13 protein-coding genes are annotated in these 12,643 nt (G+C 31.3%); 2 read left to right on the top strand and 11 right to left on the bottom strand.

Features of this window, described 5'->3' with window-relative positions; genetic code table 11:
• Positions 1–75: 75 nt before the first annotated feature.
• From Q0075_RS09265 to Q0075_RS09235, 7 genes are all read right to left on the bottom strand, one after another.
• Entirely contained in the window at positions 76–654 is a 579-nt protein-coding gene (locus Q0075_RS09265; protein WP_297869275.1) for an outer membrane beta-barrel protein, read from the bottom strand.
• Between the two features lie 168 nt (positions 655–822).
• Positions 823–1,488: a hypothetical protein gene (locus tag Q0075_RS09260; RefSeq protein ID WP_297869274.1), complete on the bottom strand. Its 666-nt coding sequence runs from the start codon at positions 1,486–1,488 to the stop codon at positions 823–825.
• Positions 1,489–1,647: 159 nt separating this feature from the next.
• Positions 1,648–2,376, bottom strand: coding sequence for a leucine-rich repeat domain-containing protein (locus tag Q0075_RS09255; RefSeq protein WP_297869273.1), 729 nt, complete (start codon positions 2,374–2,376; stop codon positions 1,648–1,650).
• A gap of 155 nt (positions 2,377–2,531) precedes the next feature.
• Positions 2,532–2,954 (bottom strand): hypothetical protein, encoded by a 423-nt coding sequence (locus tag Q0075_RS09250; protein WP_297869272.1) that lies wholly within the window; start codon positions 2,952–2,954, stop codon positions 2,532–2,534.
• A gap of 573 nt (positions 2,955–3,527) precedes the next feature.
• Positions 3,528–5,798: an N-6 DNA methylase gene (locus tag Q0075_RS09245; RefSeq protein ID WP_297869271.1), complete on the bottom strand. Its 2,271-nt coding sequence runs from the start codon at positions 5,796–5,798 to the stop codon at positions 3,528–3,530.
• Between the two features lie 236 nt (positions 5,799–6,034).
• Positions 6,035–6,400 (bottom strand): hypothetical protein, encoded by a 366-nt coding sequence (locus tag Q0075_RS09240; RefSeq protein ID WP_297869270.1) that lies wholly within the window; start codon positions 6,398–6,400, stop codon positions 6,035–6,037.
• Positions 6,401–6,567: 167 nt separating this feature from the next.
• The gene (locus Q0075_RS09235; RefSeq protein ID WP_297869269.1) at positions 6,568–7,104 is read right to left on the bottom strand and encodes a hypothetical protein; all 537 of its coding nucleotides are present in this window, start codon (positions 7,102–7,104) and stop codon (positions 6,568–6,570) included.
• Between the two features lie 388 nt (positions 7,105–7,492).
• Here Q0075_RS09235 and Q0075_RS09230 point away from each other — a divergent pair, with 388 nt between their 5' ends.
• Together Q0075_RS09230 and mph are read left to right on the top strand one after the other, a co-directional pair.
• A complete protein-coding gene (locus Q0075_RS09230; RefSeq protein WP_297869268.1) occupies positions 7,493–8,716 on the top strand; it encodes an MFS transporter in 1,224 nt (407 codons plus the stop codon).
• Positions 8,717–8,719: 3 nt separating this feature from the next.
• Positions 8,720–9,604 carry an Mph(E)/Mph(G) family macrolide 2'-phosphotransferase gene (gene mph, locus Q0075_RS09225; protein WP_297869267.1) on the top strand — a complete coding sequence of 295 codons (885 nt, stop codon included), beginning with the start codon at positions 8,720–8,722 and terminating at the stop codon, positions 9,602–9,604.
• Positions 9,605–9,843: 239 nt separating this feature from the next.
• On the opposite strand, the gene Q0075_RS09220 is transcribed toward mph, so the two are convergent.
• From Q0075_RS09220 to Q0075_RS09205, 4 genes are all read right to left on the bottom strand, one after another.
• Complete coding sequence (locus Q0075_RS09220; RefSeq protein ID WP_297869266.1) at positions 9,844–10,659, bottom strand: PH domain-containing protein; 816 nt, start codon at positions 10,657–10,659, stop codon at positions 9,844–9,846.
• A gap of 12 nt (positions 10,660–10,671) precedes the next feature.
• Positions 10,672–11,484, bottom strand: coding sequence for a hypothetical protein (locus Q0075_RS09215; protein WP_297869265.1), 813 nt, complete (start codon positions 11,482–11,484; stop codon positions 10,672–10,674).
• 183 nt (positions 11,485–11,667) lie between these two features.
• The gene (locus tag Q0075_RS09210) at positions 11,668–12,138 is read right to left on the bottom strand and encodes a PEGA domain-containing protein (protein ID WP_297869264.1); all 471 of its coding nucleotides are present in this window, start codon (positions 12,136–12,138) and stop codon (positions 11,668–11,670) included.
• Positions 12,139–12,155: 17 nt separating this feature from the next.
• Positions 12,156–12,539: a hypothetical protein gene (locus tag Q0075_RS09205; protein ID WP_297869263.1), complete on the bottom strand. Its 384-nt coding sequence runs from the start codon at positions 12,537–12,539 to the stop codon at positions 12,156–12,158.
• Positions 12,540–12,643: the final 104 nt, after the last annotated feature.

The raw sequence follows: 12,643 nt of genomic DNA, 5'->3' as shown, positions 1-12,643 counted from the left end.
CCATTCAGCAGCGGATTTTCCGTAGGAAAATCCGGAAGTAGCCATTGAAGCAAACCGCTGTTGTATGTAGTTTTTTTATAATCTTAAACCAACACCAAGTTTTACTAAATTAACATTTGTATTAAATGTAGTATTTGGAATTCCATTTTCTTCTTGAAGTTTTGTAAAGTCAAATTGTCCATTAACAAAAAATTTACTTGTAATATCATAAGATAAACCGAAATTTAAGTTAATCCCAGCTTGAGTATCGTTTAGGTCTGAAATATCATATCCATTATTGGTTCCAGTTGCTTTGAATATTATGAAACTATATCCAAGAGAAGTGTATGGATGAAGCTTTTTAATATTTTTGATGTTAAACTCACAAAATATTTTTGGTTGTATTGGGTAAGCATAAATTTTGTAATTCTGTGGTGAATTAATTTTCGAATTATTAAATGTCAAAAGTCCAGCATTTAAAGCAATTCCAAAATCTAAAACGTCTTTGTCAATAATTTTATATTTTCCTCCAATATCAACTATTCCAGTGTAATTTTTTCCAATAAAATTATTGTCTGCAGGAATTGGATAATTAAGTTCAATGCTAAGTTTCGATTCTTGAGAAAATAAAGCTAAATTAAGATTCAAAAATAAAAATAAAAGTGTTTTTTTCATGATGATTTTTTAAAATTACATACAACGTTCTGCGGCTTGCTCTCAGTGGCGTTGCCACCTATACCAAGCCATTACAAATATAACAAAACATTCCATTCAGCAGCGGATTTTCCGTAGGAAAATCCGGAAGTAGCCATTGAAGCAAACCGCTGTTATAAGCCGTTTTTTTTATTTTCTTGTAGGTAATATCAGTTCCGTTATCAATTTCGGTTTCTTTTTGTTAAGTTCTTTCAAGCGATTTGCACTATTCTTTCCAACTTCATATTCAGGATAACGATTAAATACTTGAATGTATAAAACTTTTGCTGAATCTATTTTCCCAATAATTTCGTAATAATTTGCCAAATACCATTTGTTTTCAAAATTTCCTTGAGATTTAATATTCTGTAAAGCCTTATCGAATTGATTAAGCTTTATGTAAGTAGCTGCTCTTGCGATTGTATAACTTTCTATAGTATCAAAAGAAAATTCTTTGAGTGCATTTCGGAAATCATTTCTTTCATATAATATTTCACCTTTTAAAAAATGTAAATCTTTTATTTTATTCAAATCATATGAAAAGTTTGTTTTTTCATAACTCTCAGAATATTCTTTTATCAAGCTATCTGCTTTTTTCAGAACAATTAAAGGTGCGATTTTTTTTTCATCATAGAGTTTCTCTTTAATAGCAGAAAATTTTTCAGAATCAATCTCAACACTATCTATAAAACTTGAATAAGAAATTGTATCAGTATATACTTGATTGTTTTTTTTCCTTGTAGCGGATTGACTAACTTTTTCCTCGCATGATAAAAGCATCAAAAAAAACGTGAATATTATTATAATTGGTTTCATAGATAAAATGGCTTATAACGTTCTGCGGCTTGCTCTCAGTGGCGTTGCACCAACACCAAGCCATTACAAATATAACAAAACATTCCATTCAGCAGCGGATTTTCCGTAGGAAAATCCAGAAGTAGCCATTGAAGCAAACCGCTGTTAGCCATAGTATTTTTAATTTAGAAAGCTTCCTGAACAAAGATTTTTATGTTTATTTTGGATATCCAAAACGGTCTTTTTATCAACTCTCCCTAAATAGTCAAAGCGTTTTAGTTTTTCCATTTTTAGAATACTATCAAAAGATTTGTCTATAATAGTGCAATACTCAATATCAAAGTGGATTAATTCATTTAGATTTTCAAAGGCTTTTATAGAATTAAGTTTTAGATTTTTCGGCGCAGTCCAATTGCCATTTATGGATAATCCAATTAATGTTTTTAGATTTCCGATTATTTCATAATTTGAAATATTGAAACATTCTTCAAATTTTAAATATTCAAGATTTAATTCCGAAAGAGGTTCGATATCTGTTATTTTATTATTTCTAAAAAATTCAAAGCGATTTAAGTTTTTAAGTAAATGGATTGAACTTAAGTTCGTAAAATTTGAATTTGTAATTGTTAACTGTTCCAAATTTGGTATTTTACAGATGCCGTCAAAAATTTCTTGATTGTAAACATCAATTTTTAAACGTCTAACATTATCAAGTTTAGGAAAAACTGAGTTCCATTCAGTTATTAATTCTTTTTCTTTTTGAGAGCCTTTTTTTATTAAAGCTGGAGATAAGCAATCTATCCGAACGTTTGTTGAATTTATTCGTTTATCTGATGGAAGTTGTATAATAGTAAAATCCCAATGTTGGATTTCCTTACTAAACTTTTTATATTCGGAATTTTCATTCATAATATTATGGCTAACGTTCTGCGGCTTGCTCTCAGTGGCGTTGCACCAACAACAAGCCATTACAAATATAACAAAACATTCCATTCAGCAGCGGATTTTCCGCAGGAAAATCCGGAAGTAGCCATTGAAGCAAACCGCTGTTGTGCGTTCGTTTTTTAGATTAAATAATTAATAGTAATGTTGGTTCCGCCTCCTTTTGAATCGTGTTCTGAAAAAATTTCACCCCAGTCAAATTTTCTTTTTTCACCTAATGTTTTGTTTAACCAATCTTCAAATTTCTGTTGGTTCAATTTTCCTTCGTTTTCATTCCAATTATCCCAACTTGGGGATTTTACTTGAGTCTCTGAAAAAGAAAAAGTAATCATTTTGGTTTTATTCTGAAAAAAACATACGTTTAAAAAAAAGTAAAGGTTGTCAATTTTGACATTTTTGAAATAAATCCATTTGTATCCATTTCCCATATCATTTATAGTTTTATCTAAGTCAAAATAGTTTACTTCTTCAAATTTTTTATTCGCATTGATTTCCATCTCTGCATTTAGGCTGAAATTTCCATTTTCGGTATTTATAATTTCCATGAAGTATTTTTCGTTTAGTTTGGGTAAAATGACGCACAACGTTCTGAGGCTTAAAAATGTGGCGAAAACCCAACACCAAGCCAACACAAATATACGCAAAACTTTAAATTGAGCAACTGCGCCATTTCAAATATTCCCGAAACTAGCCATATTTTTAAACCGCTGTTAAATGCAGTTTTATATTTTCGGAACTTGATAAATAAAGCAACCTTTATCCGCAAAGTTGGTTTTCGGCTTTCCATTGTCACGCAAACTTGGTTTGTCTCGCAAAGCTTGGTTTCACGCAACGTATTTTGAACACAAAGTTTTTCGACAAAGTTCGGTTCAGATTTCACTTATCACGCAAAATTTTTCGGCTACATTTTTAGAAATTATATAACGAAAAAATAGGAGCGAAGCGTTCAGCGTAAGTTCGGAAAATATATTGCATTTAACGTTTTGCAGCTTGGCGAAGTGGCGGATTTAGAAGCACTTACTTTCAATTTAGCACTAATGTTTATTAGAAATCCGAATGTTCAATTTAGCACTGAACCCGCCATTTTGCCAAACTGCTGTTAGCCGTTCGGTGTTTTTTTATACCCACATTTTTAGTTGTTCTTGTAATGTTTCTATATAGTTTTCCATAAATGTAAAGTCAGGTTGTCCGTCTTTTTTTGCTGGAAGATATACAAATTCTTTTTTCAATTTGTCGCCTGAAAGCATTGTCGTATAATCATATTTATTAAGCGTTTTTTGTAAAACTGCACAAATAAACAAAGCGTTTTTTTCGTTTAGTTTGTCGCTGTATAAAATTTTAATTGCAGAACCTGCACCGCCACGCCCAATAAAATCTTTCTCTTGGTAAAATGAGAAACCACCGATTGCCGAAACTGTTATACAATTTCCTTTATCTAATATTTCATCAGTTTCTACATACTTTTCAATACCATTGTTAAATGCACCTGACGCAACAAACGGAACTTCGCCATCATTCAAATATTCTGTTAATTTTCTTGCTTTTGGCTGAATAAGTTTAAAAATACCGTCTTTACCACAAATGATAAATCTTTTCCATTTTTTTATATCAATAATGTTTCGACTAGTTTCCGTAGTTATTTTACTGCGAATAATTTCTATTAAAGGTTCATTTACGGTTTCAACATTATCATATAAAACATAATCAAGGACTTTGTTCTTTAAATCAATGGGATTTATGCTCGATTTGAAAAACAAGTAATCAAGCACAATTTTCTTAAAGTTTTGTTCGCTTATTGTAAATGGTTTTTCTTGAACTTTATAGCTCAAATTTTCTTTTGGGTCAAGCCATTGAATTGAGTTATCGCCACTTTGTTTGTAAATAACATCAACCCAATATTTTTCAATTTCTTCCCACTTGTTTTTTATGTCTTGTCTGCCTTGATTTTTTATTGTTTCTAATCCATCATCTAAAATTGCACACGCAAAAATTTTATTATTGTTTTGTGGAATGCCACTTTTAAAAATAAATATACTTGTAGTTGTACCACTAAAAATTTCGTGTGGTAACTTTATAATTTTTGAAAGTGTATGTTTTTGAAGTATTTTCTTTGTCTTGTTTAGATTTGTTTCAAGTTTATTATCAGGCATAATAAAAGCACAAATAGTATCTCTATCAACACTTTCTAATACATTTGCGACAATTTCAATACAGCCATACTTGTTTTCAAAAGGTGGGTTCATTAGAACTTTTGTAATTCTTTTGCTTTTAATCCACTTTTTTGCTTCATCTGTTCTGCTATCCAATTGTTCTAAATTGGTTTTACCGTCCTTATGAATAAGCATATTTGCACAGGCAAGAGCGTAAATTTCTTTGTCAAATTCAATTCCAAAAAGTTGATTTTGTTTAATTTCTTTTGCTTTGTCTGTTGAGTTTCCACCTGCTTCTTTAATCATATTGCACATAGCTTTTACAAGAAAAGCTCCGCTACCACAAGCTGCATCAAGAATAATATCGTCTTTGTTTATACCAATAATTTCGTACATCAAACTTGTAATATGGTCTGGTGTAAAAACTTGACCACTTTCACTTTTACCTTTGTAACGGTTAAATTCGTTAAAGAAAATAGCCATTACATCTTCACCATTCCAAAAATCACTATTTATGTTGTCACTAATATCTTCAACGCATTCAATAAAATCATCAATAGCAGTTTGCTTTTCAGTAATGTTCATTTTGATTGAAGAATATGCTTCAAGTAAAATGTTCAACTTTAAATTTTGCTTTCTTGCTTCATCAAAGCTCTTTGCAAGCGTGGCGTGAATAGAAGTGTGAAAAGTTGTATAATCCATTCCTTTTATAAGAACTGAACCATATCTTTTTGCAACTAATGCACAAGCAGTAAATATCATTCTGTGATAAAGGTTTTTTATCCCAAAATTGAAATGCAAGTTATTGTTAATCCTTGCAGTAATTGTATAGATTTTAGAGGTATCAATTTTGTTTTGAGTAAACAAACTTAAATAATACTCTTTGTTTTTTAGTTCGGTTTCTTCTCGTAAAAAAACACCATCTTTATAAATCTGTACAATGTTTCCGTTGTATAAAAGACCTATATGTTTTTTATATTTAGTTTCAATTATTGACGTGTTTTTTAATAATTCGTCAATATGTGATTTTTTTAAAGTCGTTTTTTCACTTTTCGCTTCTAAAATAATTGCTGGAAAAGTCTTTTCATTTGGTAGATACCATCCGTCTGGTCTGTCTTTTACGCCAATAAAACCTAATTGATTAAAAGAAGTTATTTGTCCAACGCCACTAATTGCTGTATCGGTGTCTTTAAATCCTAATATTTTACCCGCACTTTCTCTAACTTTATCTTCTGTCATTATTATTTTTTTCGTTGAGGACGTAAATTTACGATTTTTAAAGTTTATTTATGGTTGTTGTCTGTCGGTTTCTGCGGTTCCCTACACTGACGGCTAACGTTTTGCGGCTTGCTCTCAGTGGCGTTGAGCCAACACCAAGCCATTACAAATATAACAAAACATTCCATTCAGCAGCGGATTTTCCGTAGGAAAATCCGGAAGTAGCCATTGAAGCAAACCGTTGTTATGAGCTGGCATTATCTTTCCCAATGGTCTAAACGAATTTTAGTTAAAGTAGAATCAGAATCAAAATTTATAATTAAGGTTTTAGTTTCAACTGGATCAATATCAATTCCATAATCAACATAGATTTCATACTGGAGTTGAAGAGTATCTTGTTCGCTCGCAAAATCATTTTTCCCAAGCAGGTTTTCCACCTCGCGTAATTTCATTCCAGGTTTTAAATAGTTTTTAGAAAGGTCTTCAATCATTAATTCTCTATGATTATAATCTAAATCATTTCGAGTTTTCCATTGATTTTGATTAAATTTCGTCTGCTCAGGTTTACATGAAGTAAAACTCAGAAAAATAGTATAAATTAATATATATAAAATGTTTCTCATTAGCAGTTTTTTATGCTTGCTCATAACGTTCTGCGGCTTGCTCTCAGTGGCGTTAAACCAACACCAAGCCATTACAAATATAACAAAACATTCCATTCAGCAGAGGATTTTCCGTAGGAAAATCCGGAAGTAGCCATTGAAGCAAACCGCTGTTAGCGGTAGGCGTTTTATTCATATATCAATCTTATTTCTGTTTCTCCATTTCTTTTTATTTCTTTAAGTGTATTCAGAAGTTCATTAATTGAATTTTCTAATATTTTTTCAGAAATTATTCCATTTTCGATAGGATATAATGACAATGGGTTTTCTTGTTGATATTTAATCATTTTTTCGTAATCAAAATCCTGATAAACATTCCTGTCGTCTTTTGGATTTAAAACAACTTTCAAAAAGTAATTTTTATTTTTTTCTGTTTTGTTCTTAAATTCTTCTAATTTATTTATCAACGCATCAATATCAACCCACATTTCATTTTCTACAGCCTCAACATCAAAATCCTCAAATTCTTCTTCAAAACCCATTTCAGAATTATATATTTTCTGAAAAATACTTAAATCAATATCTAATATTTTTTCTATTTGACTAACAATACTTTTGTCATTATATCCACCAATTTGTTCAAAGAAATACGATAGAGGATAGGGAAAATCAACATATCCAATTTCTTCATTGTTTTTTAATTCAATACTATAATACATTCCCATTTTAAAGATATTTTATTTTCAATATTTTTTACGTAATGATCATATACGCTTACCGCTAACGTTTCTGGGCTTTGCGATGGTGGGGCAATCGAAGCACCAATCTTCAATTTTGCACAAAAACTGAACCGAAGAACTACTGTTGAACTTTGCAGTTTCGCCCCACTATCGCAAAACCCTTGTTAGCTGCTGGGCTTAATTTTGCTAAAATAGCTTATTTTTTGAGATAATATTTTGTACTTTTGTGGCTTCACTTCAAAAAATTATACAACACGTGGCTAAGCCTTGGATTAAATAATTAGGGTTCTTCTATTTAAGTTCCACACTTATGATATAATGCTTCTATGTATTATATCACTATTGTTTTGTTGTATAATTTAATCAAGTTTTTATGGAAAACTGTAAATGGTTTAAGACCTATATGTTTATATGGGCTGGGCAGTTTGCATCAATGCTTACAAGTTACGCTGTTCAGTTTGCTATAGTTATATGGCTTAGTCTGGAGTATAAGTCAGCCGAAGTGTTAGCCTACGCAGGAATAGCGGCAATGTTACCTCAAGCATTGATAGGTTTAATTGCAGGAGTATATGTTGACCGTCTCAATCGTAAATATGTAATGATTTTTTCGGATGCTTTTATTGCTGTCTGTGCTCTTGTGTTACTTGTCATTCTACAAAATGAAAATGTTAATCTAATATGGATTTATGTGCTACTCGGATTGCGTTCTATTGGCAATGCTTTTCATACTCCAGCACTACAGGCTATAGCTCCACTGATTGTACCCCAAAGTGAATTGATAAAGGTAGCAGGAATTAATCAAGTTCTGCATTCAGTTTGTAGTATTGGCGGACCTGCCATTGGAACACTAGCCATTGCCTATCTTCCCATTTCAATGGTATTGTATTTGGATTTGATTGGGGCATTGCTGGCTATTCTTTCGCTCGTAATGGTGAAAATTCCCGATTTAGTGACGAAATCAAAATCGTCTATCCATTCAATAACTACTGATTTTTTGGAAGGATTTCAAACTATATCAAAGAACAAAGGATTACGTTATCTTTTTCTTTATGCAATGGCAATAACCTTCATTATAATGCCTGCTGCCATTATGTTTCCGTTGCTTACAACAGGGCATTATGCAGGTGGAAAATGGGAAATGGGAGTTGTAGAAGTGGTTTGGGGTGGAGGTATGCTTATTGGTGGAGCTACCTTGAGTACTTTCAAATTGAAAGGCTCAAAAGTGGTAGCTGTCAATGTAATGTATGTATTATTAGGACTTACATTTATTTTGAGTGGAGCATTGCCTGCAAGTTGGTTTGTAGGATTTGTATTGACAACTGCCATTGGAGGTATCAGTCTGTCCGTTTTCAATGGCTGTTTTACAGCAATTGTACAAACAGAGGTAAGCCCTGACAAATTAGGGCGAGTATTTTCCCTTTATTATAGTCTGGCAGTGTTGCCAAGTGTAATCGGTTTATTATTCACAGGTCTGATTGCAGAAGTTATTGGTGTAAACATTTCGTTTATTATAAGCGGTTGTTTGGCAATCCTTGTGGGTATTCTTTCGTTTGGCACTCGCAACTTAATGCAATTAGATAAAATCAAAAATGTTTAAAAAATGAAAAATAAAGATATTCAAAAATTGGCGAAAAGAAATGGTTTATTTCTTTCTGATAAAATGAGTTTTAATGAGATGGGAATTGACTTTAAGGTTGGTTTCGCTACAGATAAGGATGGCACAAAATGGTTGTTGCGTATTCCAAGAAGAGCAGGCTTGGGCGAACAGATTACGAATGAATTACGCATTCTTCAATTAGTGTCGAAATACCTTTCGGTACAAGTTCCCGACTGGCGTATAGCTAATGAAGAACTTATAGCCTATCCTTTGCTCGATGGAAAACCTGCACTTACTTATGATGCGGAGACTTATGAAGTAACCTGGAATATGTCTAAAGACAGCGAACTTTACATTCAATCGTTGGCGAAGGTTTTGGTTGAACTTCATTCCATTCCAACGGAAGAAGTACTTCGTAATAATCTAAAAGTTTTGACACCTGAACAGGTTAGAAATGAGATTTCAGAAAAATTGATTTTGGTGAAATCTGAATTAGGGATAAGTGCCGAATTAGAACTTCGGTACCAAAAATGGCTGGATAATGATGCCTTATGGCCGAATTTCACAAAATTCATTCACGGTGATTTGTATGCAGGACATACACTTACTCATCATAATGGAGAAGTTTGTGGAATTATTGATTGGTCAACTGCACAAGTCAGCGATATAGCCCAAGATTTTTCGGGTCACGTTACTGTTTTCGGTGAAGAAGGGCTAAAATCTTTAATTTCAGAATATAAAAAACAAGGTGGAGTAGTATGGGATAAGCTATTTGAACAAGCGGTTGAAAGAGCTGCGGCTGCACCTTTAGTTTATGGATATTTTGCTTTAGAAACGCAAGATGAAATTCATCTTAGTGCTGCAAAATTACAGTTAGGCGTTGAGTAGAAATTTTGTTTTTAGTGGGGACTGACACCTTAATTGGGTCAGTCCTTTTTGTTTGAAAGGGTAGTTATTTATTAGTAGTGCCGGTGTCTAGCCTTGCTGCTAACGTTTTGCAGCTTGGCGAAGTGGCGGATTTAGAAGCACTTACTTTCAATTTAGCACTAAACTTCACTTGAAAACCAAATGTTCAATTTAGCACTGAACCCGCCATTTTGCCAAACTGCTGTTGGCAGATGGTTTTTTTAGATTTTTGATAATAAAACTGATTTTTTTTCGGTAAACTCTTCTTCAGTCAAAATTCCTTTTGCTTTTAATTCAGCAAGTTTTTCAATTTGTCCCAAAATATCTGGTTCGTTACTTACAACTTGTTGTTGAACAATAGGTTTTGAAATTGTCTTTTGCCTCACAAATTCAGAAAATTCTTTTGCTCCAGTTACTAAATTAATTTTTGCCGTATTTCCCGAACAAATAATTTTTAATACACCTTTCAGAAAACCAGTTTCAACTGATACCGATGAAATTTTATCATAAGGAAAATCTTCCATTTTTATTCCAAAACCAAGCATTGGCTTGTCAATGAATATAACTCTATAATTTGTTGCTACTAATAAACCATTTCCAGTTGAGCCTTTTCCTTCATCTAAAAATCCTGAATTTATTTTTTCAATATTTTCATCTTCCATCAATATTGACGGCAATTCTGCAACTTCCCTTTTATTAAGAACTGTTGGGTTTAATTTAGAAATAGTTGACTTTATTACTTGTAATCTCTCATTATTTGAGCTAATTTGGTTTTTATGTTCTTCTACTTTTCGTTCAAATGCTTCTTTTTTGTCACTTTTTATTTGGTCTTTTGTAGAATTGATTTGTTGAATAGCATCTATAACTTCTTGGTTTGAATATTGTTTTACTTTATTTGAAATATGAGAAAAGCTATTCATTGCTAAACTCATATGACACGAAGTACAAATAGTTCCAAAATCTTTTGTTTGTCCTTTACTAAACATTGGTGTATTTAGCATTCCTAATGATTTATTACAAGCGATACAATTTGCCATTTTTATTTTTTTTTAATTACATACATTTCTATCAACATAAACTTTGCTTCCAGTTCTTGTCACGTAGTAACAACCACCCTTTGGACCAAGATAATAGGTTCTAAATTTTTCTGAAATATATCCATTATAATACATTTCATCATTATCAGGAAAAATTACAAAGCAAAAATTGTGTTCAATTACTTTAAATTCACTTTCAATTGTTATTAAGCTTCTGTCTTTAACTAAATATTTCGTTTTTACATACCCATTTTTAAAACTACAAGCTAAAATTTGTGAATAACCATTATCCAAATCTTTAATTACTTTGATAGCACAATGAGTTGGAAGATGACCAATATCTTCCGCTTCATTTGTAGTATCCGAATAGATTGTTAATTCTCCAATATTTACATATCTTATATCCTCTTTTGGCAGTTCTTCTTTTTTTGAAATATCTTTTAAAAACTGATTGTAGTTTTTTTTATTTTTATTAGCAATTATATTTTCGTATGCTTTAAATTCGTTCTCATAAAATTCTAATTTCCAATTTTTGTCTTTATAGTTTATAGAATTTGAGTTTGTTTTAAAATAATGTGAATCAAAAGAATTTATTGTTTTACCGTTTTTAATATCATTTTGTATTCTACCAAGACAAGTTTGTAAAGAAATTACATAATTTTTTGCAGGACTTTTTATTTTTTTATCTGGAACTCTTAAAAACACTATATTTTCATTTTCAATTTTTATTGTGTCTATATAGATAGTGTACTTTTCATCAAATGTTTGTGAATAAATATTTGATGAAACAATTAAAATTATTAGTAGAATTATCTTTTTATACATTTTTTCTTTTTTTTGCGATTCTGCGGTAAAATCTCTGCCAACGTTTTGCAGCTTGCAGAAGTGGCGGATTAAAGAAGCCTAAACTTTCGGTTAAACACTGACTTTTCAAGTACAAAACCAACTTTAAATTAAGCCCAAAACCCGCCATTTTTGCAAACTGCTGTTAGCAGACGTATTAACTTATTAGTTATTTACTTTTTCAAGTTGTCCGATTTTTTTCCAAGTTGGGTCAATTTCTAAAGCAACTGCAACATAAACTTCTCCTTTTTTATAATTAAATGCTGTTCCTTTTGCCATTTCAGCATTAATTTCTTTTGGAGTTAAATTATACATCGCACCTGTAATTGGATCAATTATTATTCCGATTAAGCCACCAATTAATATGTTTCCAACAAACCAACCATTAAATTTTTTGGTTAATGTAGTTTGGTACGTTTGGTAACCTTCTAATTTTATCATTACATGATGTTCACTTTTTCTTGCAAGTTTCATTTCAAAAGGTGTTTTTCCAACTTCAACTTCGTCAATGAAAATTGTAGCTGAACTTGGATTACTCGCAAATTTTACATTTTGTTTTGAACCTGACATAATTGTAGCACAACTTGATAATAATAATGTTAGTGCTAATGAGCAAGTGATAATTGATTTCTTCATTTTATATAGAATTTAGATTAATTAATTTGTAATTGATATTGAGGAAGTTTTGTTACATCGCCTGAGAAATAATAAAATTCGACAGTAATTCGATAACAAGTACTCCATAAATCTGGAGTTGTCTTTTTTATAACTTTAACGATATTTGCACCATTCGCTCTTGCAAGTTTTCGGGCACTTATTAAATTAGTATTGAAATCACAATCAGTTGAGAAACCACTATCTCCAAATTTTGCATTTCCAATTTTTTTTGCTCCTTCAGGAACTTGATTTTGTATATCAAGGAACGCAACTTTGTCCTCAATAGTTAATGGTTTTAATTGTTCATTAAAATTAGATTTAATATTTGCTCCACAACTTACTAGTAAGAATGTTAAAGCAATAATCAGCGATTTTTTCATAATTTTTAATATTAAGTTTCTGTTTTTCGTTCTGTTTTTCAAATATGTCTGCTAACGTCAGACTGTGAAAAAACTCACAATCTTTTTAACAAAAATAGTAAAAA

The organism is uncultured Flavobacterium sp. (assembly GCF_937967675.1).
Taxonomy (GTDB): domain Bacteria; phylum Bacteroidota; class Bacteroidia; order Flavobacteriales; family Flavobacteriaceae; genus Flavobacterium.
This window is presented reverse-complemented; position numbering and strand designations above follow the sequence as displayed.

Excerpts from the sequence above, each read along its gene's own strand:
- Q0075_RS09265 (WP_297869275.1), bottom strand. The coding sequence starts at position 654 with ATGAAAAAAACACTTTTATTTTTATTTTTGAATCTTAATTTAGCTTTA.
- Q0075_RS09260 (WP_297869274.1), bottom strand. The coding sequence starts at position 1,488 with ATGAAACCAATTATAATAATATTCACGTTTTTTTTGATGCTTTTATCA.
- Q0075_RS09255 (WP_297869273.1), bottom strand. The coding sequence starts at position 2,376 with ATGAATGAAAATTCCGAATATAAAAAGTTTAGTAAGGAAATCCAACAT.
- Q0075_RS09250 (WP_297869272.1), bottom strand. The coding sequence starts at position 2,954 with ATGGAAATTATAAATACCGAAAATGGAAATTTCAGCCTAAATGCAGAG.
- Q0075_RS09245 (WP_297869271.1), bottom strand. The coding sequence starts at position 5,798 with ATGACAGAAGATAAAGTTAGAGAAAGTGCGGGTAAAATATTAGGATTT.
- Q0075_RS09240 (WP_297869270.1), bottom strand. The coding sequence starts at position 6,400 with ATGAGAAACATTTTATATATATTAATTTATACTATTTTTCTGAGTTTT.
- Q0075_RS09235 (WP_297869269.1), bottom strand. The coding sequence starts at position 7,104 with ATGGGAATGTATTATAGTATTGAATTAAAAAACAATGAAGAAATTGGA.
- Q0075_RS09230 (WP_297869268.1), top strand. The coding sequence starts at position 7,493 with ATGGAAAACTGTAAATGGTTTAAGACCTATATGTTTATATGGGCTGGG.
- mph (WP_297869267.1), top strand. The coding sequence starts at position 8,720 with ATGAAAAATAAAGATATTCAAAAATTGGCGAAAAGAAATGGTTTATTT.
- Q0075_RS09220 (WP_297869266.1), bottom strand. The coding sequence starts at position 10,659 with ATGGCAAATTGTATCGCTTGTAATAAATCATTAGGAATGCTAAATACA.
- Q0075_RS09215 (WP_297869265.1), bottom strand. The coding sequence starts at position 11,484 with ATGTATAAAAAGATAATTCTACTAATAATTTTAATTGTTTCATCAAAT.
- Q0075_RS09210 (WP_297869264.1), bottom strand. The coding sequence starts at position 12,138 with ATGAAGAAATCAATTATCACTTGCTCATTAGCACTAACATTATTATTA.
- Q0075_RS09205 (WP_297869263.1), bottom strand. The coding sequence starts at position 12,539 with ATGAAAAAATCGCTGATTATTGCTTTAACATTCTTACTAGTAAGTTGT.